At 68.7% G+C, this 20,843-nt stretch carries 15 protein-coding genes; 6 read left to right on the top strand and 9 right to left on the bottom strand.

Translation table 11 applies throughout. The features are described from left to right. Window positions 1-88: 88 nt before the first annotated feature. The 3 genes from OHA61_RS01275 (at window position 89) to acs (ending at window position 4,125) form a co-directional block, all read left to right on the top strand. The gene (locus OHA61_RS01275) at window positions 89-451 is read left to right on the top strand and encodes a DUF485 domain-containing protein (protein WP_406301256.1); all 363 of its coding nucleotides are present in this window, start codon (window positions 89-91) and stop codon (window positions 449-451) included. A 62-nt stretch (window positions 452-513) separates the two neighbouring features. Continuing rightward, complete coding sequence (locus OHA61_RS01270; RefSeq protein WP_406307252.1) at window positions 514-2,088, top strand: cation acetate symporter; 1,575 nt, start codon at window positions 514-516, stop codon at window positions 2,086-2,088. Between the two features lie 81 nt (window positions 2,089-2,169). After that, complete coding sequence (gene acs / locus OHA61_RS01265) at window positions 2,170-4,125, top strand: acetate--CoA ligase (RefSeq protein ID WP_406301254.1); 1,956 nt, start codon at window positions 2,170-2,172, stop codon at window positions 4,123-4,125. 137 nt (window positions 4,126-4,262) lie between these two features. On the opposite strand, the gene OHA61_RS01260 is transcribed toward acs, so the two are convergent. Then, window positions 4,263-6,992 (bottom strand): AAA family ATPase, encoded by a 2,730-nt coding sequence (locus OHA61_RS01260; protein ID WP_406301253.1) that lies wholly within the window; start codon window positions 6,990-6,992, stop codon window positions 4,263-4,265. A 535-nt stretch (window positions 6,993-7,527) separates the two neighbouring features. On the opposite strand from OHA61_RS01260, the gene glsA reads away from it, so the two are divergent. Both glsA and glnII read left to right on the top strand, forming a co-directional pair. Then, entirely contained in the window at window positions 7,528-9,159 is a 1,632-nt protein-coding gene (gene glsA, locus OHA61_RS01255) for a glutaminase A (RefSeq protein WP_406301252.1), read from the top strand. A 155-nt stretch (window positions 9,160-9,314) separates the two neighbouring features. Beyond that, window positions 9,315-10,334, top strand: a complete 1,020-nt coding sequence (gene glnII, locus OHA61_RS01250) for a glutamine synthetase (RefSeq protein WP_406301251.1) — start codon at window positions 9,315-9,317, stop codon at window positions 10,332-10,334. A 36-nt stretch (window positions 10,335-10,370) separates the two neighbouring features. Here the strand turns inward: glnII and OHA61_RS01245 are convergent, their stop codons facing one another. The 8 genes from OHA61_RS01245 to OHA61_RS01210 all read right to left on the bottom strand — a co-directional run bounded on the left by OHA61_RS01245 (window position 10,371) and on the right by OHA61_RS01210 (window position 19,194). Then, window positions 10,371-11,519, bottom strand: coding sequence for an aminotransferase class I/II-fold pyridoxal phosphate-dependent enzyme (locus OHA61_RS01245; RefSeq protein WP_406301250.1), 1,149 nt, complete (start codon window positions 11,517-11,519; stop codon window positions 10,371-10,373). A gap of 352 nt (window positions 11,520-11,871) precedes the next feature. Next, window positions 11,872-12,168 carry an SH3 domain-containing protein gene (locus OHA61_RS01240; RefSeq protein ID WP_406301249.1) on the bottom strand — a complete coding sequence of 99 codons (297 nt, stop codon included), beginning with the start codon at window positions 12,166-12,168 and terminating at the stop codon, window positions 11,872-11,874. 682 nt (window positions 12,169-12,850) lie between these two features. Then, complete coding sequence (locus OHA61_RS01235; protein ID WP_406301248.1) at window positions 12,851-13,462, bottom strand: TetR/AcrR family transcriptional regulator; 612 nt, start codon at window positions 13,460-13,462, stop codon at window positions 12,851-12,853. Between the two features lie 120 nt (window positions 13,463-13,582). Continuing rightward, window positions 13,583-14,443, bottom strand: coding sequence for a 3-hydroxybutyryl-CoA dehydrogenase (locus OHA61_RS01230; RefSeq protein ID WP_406301247.1), 861 nt, complete (start codon window positions 14,441-14,443; stop codon window positions 13,583-13,585). A 74-nt stretch (window positions 14,444-14,517) separates the two neighbouring features. Then, on the bottom strand, window positions 14,518-15,690 hold the full coding sequence (locus OHA61_RS01225; protein ID WP_406301246.1) for an acyl-CoA dehydrogenase family protein: 1,173 nt from the start codon (window positions 15,688-15,690) through the stop codon (window positions 14,518-14,520). Between the two features lie 40 nt (window positions 15,691-15,730). Next, the gene (locus OHA61_RS01220; RefSeq protein ID WP_406301245.1) at window positions 15,731-16,903 is read right to left on the bottom strand and encodes an acyl-CoA dehydrogenase family protein; all 1,173 of its coding nucleotides are present in this window, start codon (window positions 16,901-16,903) and stop codon (window positions 15,731-15,733) included. Between the two features lie 37 nt (window positions 16,904-16,940). Further along, window positions 16,941-19,001, bottom strand: coding sequence for an acetate--CoA ligase family protein (locus tag OHA61_RS01215; RefSeq protein WP_406301244.1), 2,061 nt, complete (start codon window positions 18,999-19,001; stop codon window positions 16,941-16,943). Between the two features lies 1 nt (window position 19,002). Then, the gene (locus OHA61_RS01210; RefSeq protein WP_324975078.1) at window positions 19,003-19,194 is read right to left on the bottom strand and encodes a ferredoxin; all 192 of its coding nucleotides are present in this window, start codon (window positions 19,192-19,194) and stop codon (window positions 19,003-19,005) included. 406 nt (window positions 19,195-19,600) lie between these two features. Here OHA61_RS01210 and OHA61_RS01205 point away from each other — a divergent pair, with 406 nt between their 5' ends. Continuing rightward, window positions 19,601-20,839, top strand: coding sequence for an IS110 family transposase (locus tag OHA61_RS01205; protein WP_406301243.1), 1,239 nt, complete (start codon window positions 19,601-19,603; stop codon window positions 20,837-20,839). Window positions 20,840-20,843 lie beyond the last annotated feature (4 nt).

Here is a 20,843-nt window from a genome sequence, read left to right as displayed (position 1 = left end):
GCCTCCGGCACCGGCCGTGAAGAGCTTCGCCCCGCGCACTCGCCGGGCGTTCGTCGTTCCCCAACCTCACCAGTACGTACGGAGATCCATGTCCAGCCCGCCCGAAACGCTCCAGAAGCCGCAGTACGCGGACATACGCGACACCGAGAGCTTCGCCGAACTCCGCAGCCGCTTCCGGCGTTTCAGCTTCTCGATGACCGGCGCGTTTCTGCTCTTCTATGTGTCCTACGTCGTCCTGTGCACCTATGCACCGCACCTGGTGGCGACCAAGGTCATGGGGAACGTAAACGTCGCCCTGCTGCTGGGCCTGGCGCAGTTCGCCTCCACCTTCCTCATCGCCTGGCTCTACACCCGTTACGCGAAGAAGCAGCTCGACCCGCTCGCCGATTCCCTGCGGTTCGCCGCACAGCCAGCCATCGACCCTCTCGCGCCGACGCGAGGTGGGGCGTGAACGGCACCGCACTCCTTGAGACCGGAACGCTCGCCGCGGCCGGCGCCTCACAGAACCGCACCATGATCATCGCGCTGTTCCTGCTCTTCGTCGCCATCACCCTGGGCATCACCGTCTGGGTCGGCAGAAACAACAGGAGCACCACCGACTTCTACGCCGGAGGACGGTCGTTCAGCGGCTTCCAGAACGGTCTCGCCATCTCGGGCGACTACATGTCGGCGGCCTCCTTCCTCGGCATCACCGGATCCATCGCCCTCTTCGGCTACGACGGCTTCCTCTACTCGGTCGGATTCCTGGTCGCCTGGCTCGTGGCGCTGCTGCTCGTCGCCGAACCGCTGCGCAACAGCGGCCGGTTCACCATGGCGGACATCCTCGCGTTCCGGATGCGGCAGCGTCCCGTCCGTACCGCCGCCGGCATCTCCACCATCGTGGTCTCCATCGTGTACCTGCTGGCCCAGATGGTCGGCGCGGGCTCGCTGGTCGCGCTGCTGCTCGGGGTCTCCGGCGACGACGCCAAGAAGTGGATCATCCTGGGCGTCGGCGCTCTGATGATCTTCTACGTCACCATGGGCGGGATGAAGGGCACCACCTGGGTGCAGATCATCAAGGCGGGCCTGCTCATGGCCGGCGCGCTGCTGCTGACCGTGCTGGTGATGAACCGCTTCGGCTGGAACCTCTCCTCACTTCTCGGTTCGGCGGCCGAAGCCAGCGGCAAGGGGGACGCCTTCCTCGAACCGGGACTGAAGTACGGCATCAGCTCACTCACCCGGCTCGACTTCGTCAGCCTCGGCCTCGCCCTCGTCCTGGGCACGGCCGGCCTGCCCCACATCCTGGTCCGCTTCTACACCGTGCCCAGCGCACGAGCCGCGCGGACCTCGGTGAACTGGGCCATCGCGGTCATCGGCTTCTTCTACCTGATGACCATCGCGCTCGGTTTCGGCGCGGCGGCACTGATCGGCCCCGAAGCGATCAAGGCATCCAACCCGGCCGGCACGACGGCCGCGCTGATGCTCGCCGAGGAACTGGGCGGCGGCCCGGCGTCCACCACCGGAGCGCTGCTGCTCGCCGTCATCTCGGCGGTCGCCTTCGCGACCATCCTCGCTGTCGTGGCCGGCCTCACCCTGGCCTCCTCGGCCTCCTTCGCCCATGACCTGTACGCCCATGTCATCCGCAAGGGCGGGGCCGGCGAAAAGCAGGAAGTACGGGTGGCCCGCTGGTCTGCGGTGGCGATCGGAGCTGTCGCAGTGGCGTTGAGCATGTTCGCGGACAAGCTCAACACGGCGGCACTGGTTGCGCTCGCGTTCGCGATCGCGGCATCGGCGAATGTGCCGACCATCGTCTACAGCCTCTTCTGGAAGCGCTTCACCACCACGGGCGCACTGGCCGCCATCTACGGCGGTCTGGCTTCCTCCCTGCTGCTGGTGATCTTCTCCCCGGTGGTCTCCGGCAAGCCGACATCCATGTTCCCGAGCGCGGACTTCCATCTCTTCCCGCTGGAGAACCCGGGACTGATCTCCATTCCGCTCGGCTTCCTGCTCGGGTGGCTCGGCACAGTGCTGTCCCGGCCCGAGGAGCGCGGCGCAGAAAAGCACGCGGAGCTGGAGATCCGCTCCCTGACGGGCATTGGCGCGAACTGACCCCGCCCACCGCCCCCTTCGGTGTCCATGCCGACGCCCTCCAACGGTTCATCCTTCGCAACAGACCATGAGGAACGAGAAGTGAGTAACGAAAGCCTGGCCAATCTGCTGAAAGAGGAGCGCCGTTTCGCTCCGCCGGCCGAGCTGGTCGCCCATGCCAACGCTGGGGCAGAGGTGTACGAGAAGGCCGAGGCCGACCGGCTGGGATTCTGGGCCGAGCAGGCCAGGCGCCTTTCCTGGGCCACCGAACCGGCCGAGACACTGGACTGGTCGAACCCGCCGTTCGCCAAGTGGTTCGCGGACGGCACGCTGAACGTCGCGTACAACTGCGTGGACCGCCATGTCGAAGCGGGCAACGGCGACCGGGTCGCCATCCACTTCCAGGGCGAGCCCCGGGACAGCCGCGCGATCACCTATGCCGAGCTCAAGGATGAAGTCAGCCGCGCCGCCAACGCGTTGACCGAGCTGGGTGTCACCAAGGGCGACCGGGTCGCCGTCTACATGCCGATGATCCCCGAAGCGGTCATCGCGATGCTGGCCTGCGCCCGCATCGGCGCCGTCCACTCGGTGGTCTTCGGCGGCTTCTCGGCCGACGCGCTCGCCGCCCGTATCCAGGACGCCGACGCCAAGCTGGTCATCACGGCCGACGGCGGCTACCGGCGCGGCAAGGACGTCGCCCTCAAGCCCGCCGTCGACGAGGCCGTCGCCAAGTGCCCACAGGTCGAGCACGTACTGGTCGTGCGCCGCACCGGCCAGAACACGGCCTTCACCGACGGCCGCGACGTGTGGTGGCACGAGATCACCGCCCGCCAGTCAACCGACCACACTCCCGAGGCTTTTGAGGCCGAGCACCCGCTGTTCATCCTCTACACCTCGGGTACGACGGGTAAGCCGAAGGGCATCCTGCACACCTCCGGCGGCTATCTCACCCAGGCGGCATACACCCACCACGCCGTCTTCGACCTCAAGCCGGAGACCGATGTCTACTGGTGCACGGCCGACATCGGGTGGGTGACCGGCCACTCGTACATCGCGTACGGGCCGCTCGCCAACGGCGCGACCCAGGTCATGTACGAGGGCACGCCCGACACGCCGCACCAGGGCCGCTTCTGGGAGATCGTGCAGAAGTACGGCGTCACCATCCTGTACACGGCGCCGACCGCGATCCGCACGTTCATGAAGTGGGGAGACGACATCCCCGCCAAGTTCGACCTGTCCTCGCTGCGGGTGCTCGGATCGGTCGGCGAACCGATCAACCCGGAAGCCTGGATGTGGTACCGGGAGCACATCGGCGGCAACCGCTGCCCGATCGTGGACACCTGGTGGCAGACCGAGACCGGCGCCATGATGATCAGCCCCCTGCCCGGCGTCACCGCCACCAAACCCGGCTCCGCCCAGCGCGCCCTGCCCGGCATCTCGGCCACCGTCGTCGACGACAAGGGCGAGGAAGTGCCGGACGGAGGGGGCGGCTATCTCGTGCTGACCGAGCCGTGGCCGTCGATGCTCCGCACCATCTGGCGGGACGACCAGCGCTACAAGAAGACCTACTGGTCCCGGTTCGCCAACCGCTACTTCGCCGGCGACGGCGCCAAGAAGGACGACGACGGCGACATCTGGCTGCTCGGGCGGGTCGACGACGTAATGCTGGTCTCCGGGCACAACATCTCCACCACCGAGGTGGAGTCGGCACTGGTCTCGCACCCGAAGGTCGCCGAGGCGGCGGTCGTCGGGGCCGCCGACACCACAACTACCCAGGCCATCGTCGCCTTCGTGATCCTGCGCGGCAGCGCAACGGAGGACGACGGGCTGGTGGATGAGCTGCGGGCCCACGTCGCCAGGACGCTCGGCCCCATCGCGAAGCCCAAGCGGATCCTCGCGGTCGCCGAGCTGCCCAAGACCCGCTCCGGCAAGATCATGCGGCGACTGCTGCGCGATGTCGCCGAGAACCGTCAGCTGGGTGACGTCACCACCCTCACCGACTCCTCCGTGATGGACCTCATCCAGTCCCAGCTGCCCACCACCACTCACGAGGACTGAGTTCCAGCCCACATCACATGGCGGTGATCCGGAGAAACGGGCCGCCACACACAGGCCGGGTGCCGGGCAGTGATTTCCCCCCACTGCCCGGCACCCTCTTGTCCTTTTTCTGTACCCGCCTGTCGCTCGCGCGCCGGCTACGAGGCCAGAGCCTTCGCCAGTCCGGCCCGGCCGCTGATACCGAGCTTGTGGTACGCGTTGCTGAGGTGGACCTCGACGGTCCGCAGGCCGACGAAGAGCTTCGCCGCGATCTCCTTGTTCGTCATGCCCACGGCAGCGAGGTCCGCAACCCGGCGCTCCGAGCGGGTCAGCGCCTCCAGCCCGTGTGAGGCGCGGGACTCCGCCCGGTAACCGGCCGCCCGCAGTTCCTCCTGGGCGAAGCCTTCCACGGCGATCGCCCCGCACTGCTTCGCGACGCTCACCGCCTGCTGCAGCACACTCCGCGCCCCCGACGGCAGCCCGTTGCGTCGTACCAGCGCCCCGTAGTCGGCGAGCGCCTGGGCGTAGGAGAAGCGCGCGGTGGACGGTTCCAGCAGCAGGACGGACTCGCGGAGCATGTCCGCGCCCGCGGAGCCCCCGGTGATGAGCCCACGAGCGCGGAGCGCCACCCCGGTGACCTCCGGTATTCCCCACGCCTGGGCAAGAGTGAGCTCTTCCTCGACCAGTGCACTCGCCTCTTCGTGTTCACCGAGACAGGCGTGGGCCAGCGCGGCCTCGGAGCGCCAGGGCAGTACGGCCGGTCCGGCCATCCGGCGGGTCCGTGCACGGGCTCCGGCGTGGAGGAAATCGGCGAGGCCCTCCCGGACCCGGCCCTGTACCATCCTCAGCCGGCCACGGACCAGCGCCGTGAAGTCATTGGCCCAGTGGGGGCTGAGCCGGCCCATCAGCCCGTGGTCGGCGAGCAGTTGCCCGGCCTCCTCGGTACGGCCTTGTTTGACCAGTGCGTCCGTCCACATGGCCACGCTGTGACAGGTGGTCGGTCCGGCGCCGACACCCCGCAGCGACTCGACGGCGGCGCGGGCGTCGGCCTCGCATCCAGCAACGTTGCCGACGCGGTAGTTGGCCCCGGCGCGCAGCGTGGAGAGGTATGCGGAGCGGAGTGCGGACCCTCCTGCCCGGCCGGCGTCCATGGTCGCGTCGACGTGGGCGAGGGCGAGATCGGAGCGGCCTGCAGCGGCCAGTGCCAGGACCGGGGCGGTGTAGACGAAGGACTCGTCGTCAGCAGGGCAGAGCCCGCCGCTCATGGCCTGCTCGGCGTAGGCGACCGCGTCCGCCGGGTTGCCTCCGTCCATGATCGAACGGAGCGAGAGCAGTGCGGCGAGCGGCCGCTGTACGAGGGTTCCCTCGGCCTCCGCCAGGTCCATGGCCATCAGCCGCGGCATCGCCGAGGCGGCGGTGGAGGTGCGGCTGAGCCGGGCGTAGACGAGGTCGATCTCCAGACGCAGAGCGTCCACTCGGCCAACAGCGCGGATCCGCTCGGAGACGTGCTCCAGCACGTCGAGCCCCTCGGGATAGCGGTCCAGGGTGAACAGGGCGGCCGACAGCGAGCGTGCCGCCGCGGCCTGTTCGCCGGGCGCGGTGGCGAGATCCAGACTCCGGCGGAGGCTGTGTACGGCGCTGGGCAGGCAGCGGGCCAGTTCTGCCTCGCCGAGGGAGGCGAGTGCCTGGGCACGAACCGGGTCGGGCAGGGGTTCGCGCAGGGCGCGCCTCAGACACCCGAGTGCGGCCGCGCGGTCTCCGCGCGCCATTGCTTCGTCGGCGGCGCGGAGCAAGGCGTCGATCGCCCATTCCTGGCCCAGCGGGGCGTTCAGCAGGTGAGGGACGACCGAGTCCCAGGCGGCCCCCTGGTCGATCAGGTATCGCGCCGCGCGGGCGTGGAGTTCCTGACGGCGGCTGGGCAGGACTTCATTGGCGATGGCCACGGACAGCACCGGGCAACTGAATGCGGTGCCACCCTCCGCTCGGACCATCAGTCCGGTGGCGGTGAGGGTGTGCAGGCTGTCCTCGACAACCGGCTGAGGCACGTCGGCGGCGCAGGCGATCAGGTCGGCGGTCGGCGCCGGAGACCCGGCCAGCACGGCCGCCACCTCGGCGGTGGCGACCGCATCGGGTCCACAGGCTCGCAGCCTGGCCTGAAGGGTTCTGCCCACCTCCGCGGGTACGTAGCGGGCGAGATCGGCGCCGGTGTCGGCGTCCGGCGCCGCTCCATGGGTGCGTATGGACCGGAGCAGAGCGTGCAGCAGGGCGGGAATGCCGCCGGTGGCGGTGCGGCAGGCGGTGACGAAGTCCGGTTCGGGTTCGACCCCGAGCACCGCCTCGGCGAGTTCACCGACTTCTGAGTCGCCGAGCGGGGTGAGCCAGATGCGGTGCCGGAACAGCGGTAGCAGCGTGCCTATGAAGTGCTCGTCGCCGGACGGGACTTCCGGGCCCATGGTGGTGACCACCGTGATCTGCAGCCCGTCCAGTCGGCGAAGCAGCCTGCTCAGCCATCTGACCGAGGCCGTGTCGGCCCATTGCAGGTCGTCGATCCCCAGCACGACGCGGCGGCCGGCACCGGTGAGAGCAGCCGCGGCTCGGTACGGAGCCTGGAAGTCGGCGATGGCCGCCTGCACGGTCTCGTCCAGCTGCTCGTCCGCGACGTGCTCCAGCAACTGGTGGACGACACCGAAATCGGCCGGTGTGTCCAGAGAGTCGGCCGTCGCGCAGAGGACGAGATGCCCGTCGGCTCTCGCTCGGCGCAGCACCCTGCGGAGCAGGGCGCTCTTGCCGACGCCGCTGCCCCCGCGCACGATCACCGCCGTTCCGGGTGCGGCATGTCTGGTCAGCTCACCCAGTGTGGCGAGTTCTCGTTGTCGTCCAATAAGCACGGTCGTTGCCCCGTTGTCATGCTTCACCAACCCAGCCCCCACTGCGGTCAGGGAGGCGACCGTGCCGTCACCGTACCGGGTAGCGCGCCGAGGATGACGCTCCGTGGTGACGAGCAAGGCTGCCGCCAGCATATTTGCTGGAAAGTTCAAGAGCCGAGGGGTTCTGGAGTCACAGCGTGTCGTCGGTCTCGGGACGAACCGAAAGGGACCGGGGTTGTCCACCGAGGGTGTCGACCGGGGTATCGACCGTGACACCCAAGGGTTTGGCCGGACGGCGGCTTCTGGCTTGCACGGACCTTGCCGACGTTGGTGAAGTGAGATCCATCAACAGCGCTTCCCCGGACAGCTGGAGGACAACCCCTCGCTGCCGGCAACAGCGCCGCCCCAGGGTGCGGTTCGGGGAATGCCTGCGCAGTCGTGTGCGTGGTCCCGCTGCCGCCACGGTCCAGCCGCACGCGGCCATTCCAGGGGGAGCAAGCAGCGCATGCGAACGAAAGCAGGTACCGCCATGGGAAGAACGGGGAACGACGCCAAAGTGAGGAGCGCCAGTAGCACCCCTGGTACCGACACCGTGCCGCGGGCAGGGAAGAGCACGGACGACGACCTCGGCGGAGTGCGGGAGCTGTTCGACTCCTTCAAGAAGGATGCCCAAGGGTGCGTCTCGCGCGTCGAGATCATGGAGCGACTCCGAAAGGCGGGCATCGCTCCCGAAGACCCGCGCATCAAGGACATCTGGGCCGCGCCGGAGGAGTCGGACGGCGACGACCAACGGCTGGACTTCGCCCGGTTCACAAGGCTGTGCCAGCGGAACCGGCGCCTGCTTGCCCGTGCCATCACCGGAGAGCTCGTCATCCCGGACTTTCCCGCCTTCGTGGCGGACATCACCGAGATCTACGAGAGCCTGCTGCCCGACAAGCGCGGCCAGGTGGCCGACTACATCCCCCAGCTGAAGCGTGTGCCGCCCGACCAGTTCGCCATCGCGATCTGCACGGTGGACGGCCAGCGGTTCACGATCGGCGACTTCGGTGAGAACTTTTGCGTGCAGTCGGTGTGCAAACCGATCAACTACTGCCTCACGCTCGAGGGGCACGGCGCTGAGGTGGTCCACCGGCACGTGGGACGGGAGCCGAGCGGACTTGGATTCAACGAACTCTCGGTCAACGGGAACGGGCTCCCTCACAATCCGATGATCAACTCAGGCGCCATCATGAGTTGTTCGCTCATCGAGGCGTCACTCGACATCGCCGACCGCTTCGACTACGTCGCGGACACCTGGCGGCGGCTGTCGGGCGGCAGCCCCGTCGGATTCAACAACGCCGTCTACCTCTCCGAGCGGCAGACGGCCGACCGCAACTTCGCCCTCGGCTACTTCATGCGCGAGCACGGTGCCTTCCCGGCCGGCACCAACCTGATCGAGATCCTGGAGTTCTACTTCCAGTGCTGTTCCGTCGAACTCAACGCCGGCGGGCTGGCTTCCGTGGCCTCCACCCTCGCCAACGGCGGCGTCGTGCCCCTCTCCGGCGACCGGGTCTTCTCGACCGACACCGTACAGAAGTGTCTCTCCCTCATGTCGTCCTGCGGCATGTACGACTACTCCGGTGAGTTCGCCTTCACCATCGGCCTGCCGGCCAAGAGCGGGGTGTCCGGGGCGCTCATGCTTGTCGTCCCGCAGGTCATGGGGATCGCCATCTGGTCGCCCCGCCTCGACGCGCTGGGTAACTCCGTACGCGGCATCGAGTTCTGCAAGCAACTGGTCGCCAAGTACAACTTCCACATGTACGACTCCCTCGTAGGAGACGACCGGCAGGGCAAGCGCGACCCGCGGCTGCAGAAGAACCAGACGGCGATCGAGGGAACGATCCGGCTCCTCTGGTCGGCGAGCAAGGGCGACGCCGACGGAGTACGTGCCTGTGTGGCATCAGGAGTCGCGCCCTCCTCCAGCGACTACGACGGCCGTACGGCCCTCCACCTGGCAGCCTGCGAGGGGCATCTCGACGTCGTCACCTACCTGCTGGAGCAGGGCGCCGACCCTGCAGCCACCGATCGGTGGGGCGGGAGCCCGCTCACCGATGCGGAGAACGGCGGCCACACCATGATCGTCGAGGCCTTCAGACGGGCGGCCGAGCCCGTCGGGGCATCTCCCCGGGCCAGGAAGCAGACCGCCTGACGCCCACGGATTCCCGGACGAATCCGCACCACACACAGACCCGCCGCGCTGCCGGAATCCGCCGTACTGAAAAGGTCCCGGCGGATCCGAGCCGGCTTTCACCCACCCACAACGGGACAGGGCCTTCCTGCCCCGGAAACTCCAGGAAAGAAGCAATGAGTTACCGCGCTGAGTACATCTGGATCGACGGCACCTCGCCGACCGCCAAGCTTCGCTCGAAGACGAAGATCCTCGCTCACGGAGCCGAGCCGTCCATCTGGGGCTTCGACGGATCCAGCACCAACCAGGCCGAGGGCCACGCCTCCGACCGGGTCCTCAAGCCGGTCTTCTCCTGCCCGGACCCGATCCGCGGCGGGGACAACGTGCTTGTGCTCTGCGAGGTCCTCAACACCGACGGCACCCCGCACATTTCCAACACCCGCGCCGAACTGACCCCGGTCGCCCAGAAGTTCGCCGCCCAGGAGCCGATCTTCGGCATCGAGCAGGAGTACACCTTCTTCGACGGTGCCCGTCCCCTGGGCTTCCCCGAGAGCGGGTTCCCGGCCCCGCAGGGCGGCTACTACTGCGGTGTCGGCGCGGACGAGATCTTCGGCCGTGACATCGTCGAGGCGCACCTGGAGAGCTGCCTCGCCGCGGGTCTGGGCATCTCCGGCATCAACGCCGAGGTCATGCCCGGCCAGTGGGAGTTCCAGGTCGGCCCGCTCTCCCCGCTGGAGGTCTCCGACCAGCTGTGGGTGGCCCGCTGGCTGCTCTACCGCACCGCCGAGGACTTCGGCGTATCCGTCACCCTGGACCCCAAGCCGGTCAAGGGCGACTGGAACGGCGCGGGCGCGCACACCAACTTCTCGACCAAGGCGATGCGAGAGGGCTACGACGCGATCATCACCGCCTGCGAGTCGCTGGGCGAGGGCTCCAAGCCGCTCGACCACGTCAAGAACTACGGCGCCGGCATCGACGACCGCCTGACCGGCCTGCACGAGACCGCCCCGTGGAACGAGTACAGCTACGGCGTCTCCGACCGCGGCGCCTCGGTCCGCATCCCGTGGCAGGTCGAACAGGACGGTAAGGGCTACATCGAGGACCGCCGCCCGAACGCCAACGTCGACCCCTACGTCGTCACACAACTGATCGTCGACACCTGCTGCACCGCGCTGGAGAAGGCCGGCCGGGTCTGACCTGCCGGTTCCGAACCCACCAGGGCCGCCCCGGCATCACGCCGGGGCGGCCCCGTCCTCCGGATACATCGGGGGTTCCAGAACCCGGGCCACCTCGCGCGGCAGGGTGCTCAGGGCGGTGCCGAGTTGGGCGAACTCGGCCGCGCCGTGAGGCGTTGTCACACGAATTCCGGAGACGGTACCGCGGCTTGCGCCATCGAACATTCGCACCGCGATTCCGTGCGCCTTCAGGTGCGCGTGGACCAGGTGCGGGGAATCGAGACGAACGAACCGGAAATGGATGTCCGCGCCTGCGACCGCTGCCGCGCCAAAGCGGGCGGTGAGAATCCTGTCCAGCGCGTGGGCATCGCGTTTGATGGACCGCCGTGCGCCGTCGAGCCACGCAGGGTCCCTGAGCGCTGCGGTGTGCAAGACGATGTCAAGCAGGGACAAGGGCCAGTTCAGGAGCTGGGAGGCCACGGCCTTGCGCAGTTCCCGATTGCGGGTCCACATCACTCCGGCGCGAGCCGCCGTCAGTCCGTACGCCTTGCCGGACGACTGCAGGACCACGAGATTGTCGGCGTCGAGAGCCGCCCCTGCCAGGCTCATACCCTTGCCCTGAAACTCCACATAGTCCATGTCGACGATCAACGTGCAATGGGGGTTCTGCCGGCAGGCATCCAGCAACAGTTCGCCGGGGATGAAGTGCCCATACGGATTGTTCGGGTTGCTGATCACTACGTGCCGGTGGTGCGCCATTGCCTGCCGGACGCGTTTGAGGCGGCGTCGGGTCGTGTCGAGGGAGCCGCGTTCCGGTCTGAGGAATGTCGCATAGTGAAACTGCTGCATGGTGTCGTTGCAGTCCGGGGTGACCAGGGCAACGCTCTGGTCGCGCAGAAGGCGGGAGAGAATACCGATGCCTTCCGTGACGCCGCGCAACGGAAGTAACTCACGCCTGTCCACACCGAGATGGTCCGCATAAGCGGCGAGGTAGCCTTCCTCCGCTCGGTACGGCGGGGGGACGAGTTCGGAGGGGTGGTCGGCGAGGAACGTCCTCAACGCCTCTATGGCCTGGGGTGGAGGACCCATCCGGTTGGAGCAGACGCTCAGGTCGAGGGTGATCTGTCCTGGCAGGAAGGCACTGAGGTCGCCTCCCTGAACGTGGGCTGGATCGCGGTGCAGCGCCTGCGACGGGCTGAGCAGCATGGTCGGTGATTGCCTTCCTCGAAGAGCCCTGGAGCCGGATGACGGATCGCTGGTGGATTGGGTTCGATGTGGTGTGCCCGTCGGCGATGCGGACACGTGGCCGTTGCCCGTTGGGTCCACACGAAGCGCTCGAGCCGGCCACGAAGGGCTCCAGCCAGGGCTTACCCGGGGAGGAGAGAGTGAGTTCCTCGACGCGCCCGCGGAATGGCCGCCTCGGCGTCTGTCGCGCACTGGCGCCGGGGTTGTGGGCCCTGGGCGGGGTGCCGCCGTCCCCCGGCGGCGCCCCGCAGGTGGGGAAGTTGTCCGTTCGGCCGAATTCCGACTCCGCGTTCACCGCGCTCGGCGCGGTCTCTCACCAGGCGATTGCGTCGGTACGAATCCAGCCCTTGGTGCCCTTGTGGACGCCCGTCTTGGGGGTTACGTAGTACCAAACGCCGTCCCTCTTCAGGACGCTGCATTCGAGGTGGACGGTGGTGCCCCGGGGGATGAGCCCCTTCGCGTCGTACGAGGTGCCTGGACCGCTGCGCAGGTTCACCAGGTCCTGCTTGGCCTTGTAGGTCCCGTTGTGTGTCTGGCCGGTGCAGGAGGAGGAGCCCAGCGCGCCGGCCGTGCCAGCTGCCCCGACGAGCATGCTCACCACGGTTCCCATGACATGACAACTCCAGATCAGGTGTGTAGTAGAGGAAGGCCTCGCGGCAGCTGGTCGAATGCCCGCCCCGAGGTGCTGAGTCACCGAAGCCCCCCGTCCAGGCAGCAGCATGAGGCGACGGCAATGACCGCGTTTTCTCGTGCAGCACCATCATCACCATTTCCCAGCGGCGTGGGGAAAAGGGGAAACGATCCTTCCCCTCCTGCTTCTCGCGCGTCCGGATTGGGGGTGTTGGACCAGATAATTCTTCGGGCTCACTGTTGTGCAGCGTTCAATAATTGCCCCCTCAGCTGTGGGAACGCCGACTCAGGCATGGCACCGTGACAGCCTGCGTGCAACCCGAGTTGAGCTACGCGGGCGAGCAGAGAAGTGCGAGGCTCGGGCCGGGCTGTCCGGTGGACAAGGTTGCACGCCAGCCCCGTAGGTGGGCTCGGCGAAGAGCGTGGTGGTGCCGGACTGTCGTGGGCGGCCGCCTCCGCCTGGCCGGCGACGCCCAGCACCGCACCTCGCTGCGTAGTCGGAACGCCCGAGTGCGTCCGCAGGGCTGCAGGAACCCGTTGGACGCAGCACGATCAGCCCGGCTGTGGAAGAAGTGGGAGAGCCTGATGGCCGCGATCCGGCGAACGCGGCCGCGCCGCCGATCGCCAGGGCCGGAAACGCACCGACGCCCACGCTGCCGGCGTTACAGAGCCGGGAACTCCGCCGGTACCCCGAGGGTGCCGGCCACCGCACCCCAGATGGCATTCTGCGCCGTCCGCACGCTGACCCGGGAGTCGGCCAGCATCAGGCGGATGCCGAACCCGTCGCACAGGGCGAGCAGAAGCGTGGTCGTCGCGTCGATGTCGCAGGGTGTGAACTCTCCCGAGTCGATGCCCCGCTGAATTGCCTCGCCGACCCAGGTGTGGAGCTGTCCGTACAGATCGATCGCCAGATGCTGTGCGGCCTCGTCGCGCAGGGCTCGAACCCACAGCTCCTGCCAGAGCCGCCAGTCCTGCCTGAGTTCCGGGTCGGTGGGGAGCAGGCTGTTGAGGATCCGCGCCAGAATGACCGAGGCGGGCACCGAGCCCGCGTCTCTTTCGAGCTCGGTCCCGGTCTGTGCGAACGAGTACGTCATCGCCTCGGTGAAGAGTTTCTCGCGCGTCTCGAAGTGGTAGTGCAGCAGAGCCGTTGACACCTCCGCGCGCTTCGCCACCATCCACATCCGGATCTTCTCGAAGCCGACCTCGGCGATCACCTCGCACGCCGCGGCGAGAATCCGCTCACGAGTCTCGCGCGTGCGTTCGGCCTTCGTCACGTTGGTGCTCCCTGGGTCGGATCGGCGTCGGCGTGGTCGGTGGGATGCCGGGTCTCCCGCGTTCCATCTTCCCGTATCTCGTTCCTGTCTCTCCGGCAGCTCCGGGCGACGGTGCGGCGCTCATCGGTAGGTATGAAAGCCGCGGTCCGTCTTACGCCCGAGCATGCCCGCGTCGACCATGCGGGCCAGCAGCGGCGGAGGCGCGTACAGCGGCTCGCGGAACTCCTCGTACATCGACTCCGCGATCGCTTGGGTGGTGTCCAGCCCTATCAGGTCGATGAGTGCCAGCGGACCGAGCGGGTGGGCGCAGCCCAGGATCATGCCGCGGTCGATGTCCTCCACCGAGGCCGTGCCCGACTCGACCATCCGGACGGCGGCCAGCAGGTACGGGACGAGCAAGGCGTTCACGATGAAGCCGGCCCGGTCGCGGGCGCGCACGACCTGTTTGCCCAGGACTTCGGAGGCGAAGTCCTCTGCCCGCCGTGCCGTGTTCTCGCCTGTCAGCAGCGACGGCACCAGTTCGACCAGGGGAAGCACCGGTACGGGGTTGAAGAAGTGCAGACCGATCACCTGCTCGGGTCGGCCGGTGGCCGCGGCGAGGCGGATGACGGGGATCGAGGACGTGTTGGTCGCCAGGATCGCGTCAGGCCGTTTCACGGTCGCGTCGAGGCGTGCGAAGACGTCCACCTTGGCGGCTTCGTTCTCGGCGACGGCCTCCGCGACCAGGTCTCGGTCCGCCATCCGGTCCATGTCTGTGGTCGTCTCGATGCGGGCCAGCGCGGCGTCCCGGTCCGTGGAGGACAGCTTCCCGGCGGCGGTGGCGCGAGCGAGGGATCGGCTGATGCGTCGGAGCCCGGCTTCCGCTGCGGCGTGGCTCGTCTCGAGCACCACGACGTTCCGTCCCGCCAGGGCGCATACTTCGGCGATGCCTGATCCCATAAGGCCGCAGCCCACGACCCCGATTCGCTCGATGTCGTCCATTGATCCTCCTGTGACGGCGTGTGAGGGGAGCAGGCCCCGCCGCGACGACAAGGCCACGGCGGAGCCCGGCGGACTCAGGCGGGAGAGGGCATCTGCAGAACGCCCGTGCCCCGCTTGACCAGTTCACCCGCGATGATCAGGCGCTGGATCTCGGAGGTGCCTTCCCAGATGCGGTCGACGCGCAGTTCGCGGTAGAGGCGTTCGACGGGGTAGGAGCGGTCGTAGCCGCGTCCGCCGAAGATCTGGACGCACCGGTCGATGACCCGGCCTGCCGCCTCGCTCGCGGACAGTTTGGCGATGGCGGCCTTCGCGTGGAGCGTCTTACGGTCGCAGGCGCCCTCGGTCACCTCCCAGGCGACCTGGTGGGTGTAGGCGCGGTTGACGGCGATGTCGGTGGCGCAGTCGGCGAGCATGCCCCGGATGAGCTGGAAGTCGGCGATGGGGGAGCCGAACTGGCGGCGTTCAACTGCCCAGTCGCGCGCCAGCTCCAGAGCGCGCTCAGCGGCTCCGGTGGTGCGCGCCGCGATCATCAGCCGCTCTTCGGTGAACCAGGAGCGGGTGATGTCGTAGCCGTTCCCGATGCCGCCGAGCACGGCGTCGTCGCCGACATGGACGTCTGTGAACGTGAACTCGGGGTGCTCGTAGACGAAGGTGTGCATGAAGCGCGGCACCCGTGTCATCTCGATGCCCGCAGTGTCCTTGTCGACGAGGAAGAGCGTCGGTGCACCCTCCTCACCGGCGGCGGCCAGCACGATCATGAAGTCGGCGTGGTCGCCTACGGTGACGAACCACTTTTCGCCGTTCAGCACCCAGCCGCCGGCGGTGCGCGTCGCCGTCGTGGAGATGTTCTGCGGGTCGGATCCGGCCTCCGGCTCGGTCACCGCGTAGCAGTCACGCCGCCGCCCCCGGATGACCGGGACGAGGTAGCGCTCGCGCTGCTCCGGGGTGCAGAAGCGCAGCGCGTTCGCCGGGCGCCACACCATGTCCCACAACGCACCCGTGAGTCGGCCGAGTTCCTCCTGGACGACGGCCTGCTCCAGGATCGTCAGTCCTGCTCCGCCCCACTCCTCGGGCATGTTGACGGCCTGGAGCCCACTGTCCAGCACAGCGTCGCGGATCTCGGCGTGGGCGGCGGGCGGCAGGCCGTTGTTCTCCTCGCAGTCGAGCTCGTACTTCATGATGAACTCGGTGAGCCCGCGCGCGGAGCTCCTGAGCTCCTCCTGACGGGCGGTGAGACGGAAGTCCATGTCAGTCCTCATTTAGGGGTGGCCGGGTGCGGACGGGCTGTCAGGAGGTGGGGAGCGCGAGCGCCCGGGTGCCGCGCTTGATCAGCTCGTTGGCGATGATCAGTCGCTGGATCTCGGAGGTGCCTTCCCAGATGCGGTCCACGCGCAGTTCGCGGTACATGCGCTCGACGGGGTACGAGCGGTCGTAGCCGCGTCCGCCGAAGATCTGGACGCACCGGTCGATGACCCGGCCCGCCGCCTCGCTCGCCGCGAGCTTCGCCGTCGACGCCTTGGCGTGCAGTGCCTTGCGGTCGGTGTGCGGCTGATCGGCCTCCCAGGCGACCTGGTGGGTGTAGGCGCGGTTGACGGCGATGTCGGTGGCGCAGTCGGCGAGCATGCCCTGGATGAGCTGGAAGTCGGCGATGGGGGAGCCGAACTGGCGGCGTTCAACTGCCCAGTCGCGCGCCAGCTCCAGAGCCCGCTCAGCGGCTCCGGTGGTGCGTGCCGCGATCATCAACCGCTCGTCCGTGAACCACTCCTTCGTCAGCTCGTAGCCGTTGCCGACACCACCCAGCACGTCCTCGTCGGGGACGAACACATCGGTGAAGGTGAATTCCGGATGCCCGTTGACCGCGGAGTGCATGAAGCGCGGCACACGCGTCATCTCCACGCCCGGCGCCTGCTTGTCGACGAAGAAGAGTGTGGCCGCCCGCTCGGGGCCTGCATCGGCTTGGACCAGCAGGAAGTCGGCGATGTCACCGCAGGTCACGAACCACTTCTCGCCGTTCAGCAGCCAGCCGCCGTCCGTACGGGTCGCGGTACTCGTGCCCGAGGAGGGGTCGGAACCCGCGCCCGGTTCGGTCACGGCGAAGGCGTCGAAGCGCTCACCGCGGATGACGGGCAGCAGATACTTCTCACGCTGCGCCTCGGTGCCGTACGCCAGCACGTTGGCGGGCCGCCACGGGATGTCCCAGAGGCAGTTCGTGACCTTCCCGAACTCCTCCTCGACGATGACCTGGTCCAGCAGGGACAGCCCTGCTCCGCCCCACTCGGCCGGCATGTTGATGGCGTACACGCCTGCGTCGATCGCGGCACGGGTCAGCTCGCGGACGGTGTCGGCGGGCAGCGGGCCGCCCGCTTCCTCGGACTGGTTCTCGTACTCCATCAGGAGCCTGGTGTACGCGGCGGCCCGGCTCTTGAGGGCGGCCTGCTCGGGTGTGTAGCGGAAGTCCATCGTGTTCTCCGGCCTTTCGTGGGGACGTAGGGAGCGGTCAGGCGAGTACGGCGCGGGAGTCCAGGGCGAGCACACCGTCCGGACGGACCAGCAAGGGATTGACCTCCAGTTCGGCGATCTCCGGATGGGCGGCGGCGACGGTGGTGATGCGCTCGATGGCCTCTGCGGCGGCGGCCACGTCGACGGCCGGGCGCCCGCGCACGCCTGTCAGCAGAGCGGCGGACCGAAGTCCGCGCAGCAGCTGTTCGGCACGGGCGGCAGGAAGAGGGGCCAGGGCGAAGGCGACATCGTGCAGGGCTTCGGTGAGGACGCCGCCGAGACCGACCATGGCGACCGGCCCGAACCTCGGGTCCCGGTTGACCCCCACGATCAGCTCGATCCCGTCGTCGAGATCCGCCATCGCCTCGACCGAGTAGGCAGGCGCGCCGAGCCTGGCGTGCATCTTCCGGTACGCGGCGAGGAGCGCCGGACGGTCCGGGAGACGCAGTGCTACTCCGCCCGCGTCGGACTTGTGCAGGACATGCAGGGCCTTCAGGACGTACGGACCGGCGAACTCAGCGGCTGCGGAGAGCAGTTCGGCTTCACCGGTGATTTCGCGTGCCTGCGGGAACGGCACGCCGGCGTCGGCGAGGAGGCCCCTCACTGCGTGGTAGCCGACGTCGCGAACCGGCACTGCGGCCGGCGGCAGCGGTGCGATGCCCGGGCGCCCGGCCGCGCCGGGCGCCGCCATCGCGGCGAGCGCACGGGCGGCATCCTCGGTCGCCGAGAACACCGGGATGCTTGCCGCGGCCAGCGTGCGACAGCTCGGCGACTGCGGATACATCGACTGCACGACCAGCGGCTTCGGCCTGGCCCGCCAGTGCGCGACGATCTCCCGTGCAGCCTCGGCCTCGCCCTCGGCGAGCGTGGCCCCGCCTCCGCCGAGACCGCCGCCGGAGGCCGCGTAGCCGCCGAAGTAGCCCGTCATCAGGACGGCGTCGACCTCGTCGGCGGCGAGCAGTGCGCCGACAGTCTCGGCGTACGAGCGGGGGTTCTGCTCGCCCATTCCGGCCAGGTCGACCGGATTGCCGACCGCGGACTGCTCCCACAGCAGGGCCCGTAGCCGGTTCTGCGCCGCGGCACCGAGTTCGGGGACGTCGAGGCCCGCGGCTTCCGCCGCGTCCGCGGCGATCACGCCGTGTCCGCCGCCATCAGTGAAGACCGCGGTACGCCGCCCGAAGGCACGCGCACCGGAGCTGCGTGCGGCCAGTACGACGGTCATCTCCCGTGGTGTGGCGACCAGTTCCACGCCGGCGTCCCGGCACGCGGCGGCCACGACATCGGAGGAAGTGGTGAGCGCCCCGGTGTGGGACTGGGCGCTGCGCGCGGAGGCAGTGCCACGGCCCGCGGTGAGCAGAACGACCGGCTTGCCCGCCGCGGCAGCCGCCCGGGCGAAGGCACGCCCGTCGCCGAAGTCCTCGGCGTACACGGCGATCGCCGAGGTGGGCTCGTGCCTCGCGCAGTCCTCGACCAGGTCGACGAGAGTGACATCGGCCTGGTTGCCGAGCGAGACGAACCGGGAGAAGCCGAGGCCGTGCCGCTCCATGCGGAGCTGGAGTTCGAGGGCCAGATTGCCGCTCTGGCTCAGCAGCGCGACACCGCCGGGGGCGAAGGTGTCCGACGCGAGATACAGCTCGGTCGTGTTGTCGGCGATGCCCAGGCAGTTGGGGCCGACCAGGACCGCACCCGCCTCCCGCACCCGTGCCGCGAGTGCCTGCTGCCGGGCCAGCCCGTCCGCACCGGTCTCGGCGAAACCGGCGGTGATACCCACGATGGCGCGGGCGCCGCACTCCAGAGCCTCGTCGACCGCGGCCTCGAAGCCCGCCCCGGGTATGGAGATCACCACGAGTTCGACGGGCTCACCGATCCCCGTGAGGCTGGTCGCCGCCGGGCGTCCGAGAACGGTCCCGCCGCGGCGGTTCACCAGGTGCACGGGCCGGCGGCCGGGGGCGCGCAGCGCCTGGGCCGCCACCGCGTGACCGTATTTCGCCGGGTCGTCGCTGGCGCCGACGACGGCCACGGACTTGGGATCGAAGAGCGCGGTCAGGTCACGTCCCATGTCACTTCTCCAGCCGCAGCGCGGAGTTGGGGCAGCTCTCGGCGCAGGCGCGGGCTGCGTCCTCTTCCCCGGGCGGCACGTCGACGGCGAGCACCGACGCGTAGCCCCATTCGTCGAGTTCGATCAGACCGGGGGAGTGCTCATGGCAGAGCCCGTAGCCCTGGCAGCGTGTGGAGTCCAGGAAGAGTTTCATGCTGTTCCTAATTCGTGAGTAGGCGGTTCCAGATCGGCTCATGAACGAGTCGCTGGACTGTTGAAGTCGCTTGGGTTCGTAGTGGCCGCGTGGGCGCCGGGCTGACTCCTGTCAGTTCCCGGCCCGTCGAGGCCTTATGAAAGAACGGTGGCGCCCGGCGTCTTCGGGCCACTGCGGAACCCAGCCCGGCTTCTCGCACGTAGATCGTTGCGGTGTGAGCCCGTCGCAGGGCGACCTCTTCGCTTCGTCCCGAGCCGCCGAGCTCTGCACAAGACGGAGGCCCCTGCGGTGCGCTGGTGCCGCGAACGGCTAGTGAGATGGCGGACCGAAGAGTCCTGGAATTAGGTCGCCGCGTGGCCCGCACAGGTTCACCACCTGCGCGAACAGCAACAGAACGGAGAACTGTATGACCGTGTTCTGCGGGATCGACTGGGCCGAGAACCACCATGACGTGGCTCTGGTCGACGAGACCGGACACCTGCTGGCCAAGCGGCGGATCACCGACGACGCGGCCGGCTACCGGCTGCTGCTGGACCTGCTCGCCGAGCACGGCGATACCGCCGATGAGCCGATACCGGTGGCCATCGAGACCGGACGCGGCCTGCTCGTCGCCGTCCTGAACACCGGAACGCGGCCGGTCTACGCCGTCAACCCCCTGGCGGCGGCCCGCTACCGCGACCGGCACAGCGTCTCCCGCAAGAAGTCCGACCCCGGCGACGCGCTGGTGCTGGCGAACATCCTGCGCACGGACCTGCACGCGCACCGCTGCCTGCCCACCGACAGCGATCTTGCCCGTGCCGTCGCCGTGCTCGCCCGCGCCCAGCAGGACGCGGTCTGGGCGCGTCAGCAGCTGGTCAACCAGGTCCGCTCGCTGCTGCGTGAGTACTTCCCCGCCGCCCTGGACGCCTTCCTGGGAAAGCAGTTCGGCCTGGCCCGTCCCGAGGCCCGTGCGGTGCTGGCCGCGGCGCCGACTCCGGCCACGGCCGCCAGGCTGACCCCGGCCCAGTTGCGGGCCGCGCTCAAACGCGCCGGCCGCACCCGTGGCATCGACGTCGAGGCCGATCGTCTGCGGACGGTCCTCCGCGGTGATTACGCCCACCAGCCGCAGGCCGTCGAGGACGCGATGGGGCATCAACTTCTGGCACTGATACGTCAGTTGGATGCGGCGTGTCTGGCAGCCGCCGACCTCGCAGCGGCGGTGGAGGAGCATTTTCGCCGGCACCCGGACGCTGAGATCCTGCTCAGTTTCCCCGGCCTGGGAGTGCAGCTTGCCGCCCGGGTGCTCGCCGAGATCGGAGACGACCGCAGCCGCTTCGCCAATGCCCGTGGCCTGAAGGCCTACGCGGGTTCGGCTCCCATCACCCGCGCCTCCGGGAAAAAGAGGTTCGTCGGGCGCCGCTTCATCAAGAACGACCGGCTGATCAACGCGGGCTTCCTGTGGGCCTTCTCCGCCCTGCGGGCCTCGCCCGGAGCCGACGCGCACTACCGTCGACGGCGCGAGCGGGGCGACTGGCATGCCCAGGCCCAGAGGAACCTCTTCAACCGCATGATCGGCCAGCTCTACCACTGCCTGCAGACCGGACAGCTCTTCGACGAGCAGCATGCTTTCACCTCCTCAGCAGCGGACTTGGCCGTCGCGGCTTGACTTG

The sequence above is a fragment of the Streptomyces sp. NBC_00885 genome, assembly GCF_045207475.1.
Classification (GTDB): domain Bacteria; phylum Actinomycetota; class Actinomycetes; order Streptomycetales; family Streptomycetaceae; genus Streptomyces.
This window is presented reverse-complemented; position numbering and strand designations above follow the sequence as displayed.

Excerpts from the sequence above, each read along its gene's own strand:
- OHA61_RS01275 (WP_406301256.1), top strand. The coding sequence starts at position 89 with ATGTCCAGCCCGCCCGAAACGCTCCAGAAGCCGCAGTACGCGGACATA.
- OHA61_RS01270 (WP_406307252.1), top strand. The coding sequence starts at position 514 with ATGATCATCGCGCTGTTCCTGCTCTTCGTCGCCATCACCCTGGGCATC.
- glnII (WP_406301251.1), top strand. The coding sequence starts at position 9,315 with ATGAGTTACCGCGCTGAGTACATCTGGATCGACGGCACCTCGCCGACC.
- OHA61_RS01245 (WP_406301250.1), bottom strand. The coding sequence starts at position 11,519 with ATGCTGCTCAGCCCGTCGCAGGCGCTGCACCGCGATCCAGCCCACGTT.
- OHA61_RS01240 (WP_406301249.1), bottom strand. The coding sequence starts at position 12,168 with ATGGGAACCGTGGTGAGCATGCTCGTCGGGGCAGCTGGCACGGCCGGC.
- OHA61_RS01230 (WP_406301247.1), bottom strand. The coding sequence starts at position 14,443 with ATGGACGACATCGAGCGAATCGGGGTCGTGGGCTGCGGCCTTATGGGA.
- OHA61_RS01225 (WP_406301246.1), bottom strand. The coding sequence starts at position 15,690 with ATGGACTTCCGTCTCACCGCCCGTCAGGAGGAGCTCAGGAGCTCCGCG.
- OHA61_RS01220 (WP_406301245.1), bottom strand. The coding sequence starts at position 16,903 with ATGGACTTCCGCTACACACCCGAGCAGGCCGCCCTCAAGAGCCGGGCC.
- OHA61_RS01215 (WP_406301244.1), bottom strand. The coding sequence starts at position 19,001 with ATGGGACGTGACCTGACCGCGCTCTTCGATCCCAAGTCCGTGGCCGTC.
- OHA61_RS01210 (WP_324975078.1), bottom strand. The coding sequence starts at position 19,194 with ATGAAACTCTTCCTGGACTCCACACGCTGCCAGGGCTACGGGCTCTGC.
- OHA61_RS01205 (WP_406301243.1), top strand. The coding sequence starts at position 19,601 with ATGACCGTGTTCTGCGGGATCGACTGGGCCGAGAACCACCATGACGTG.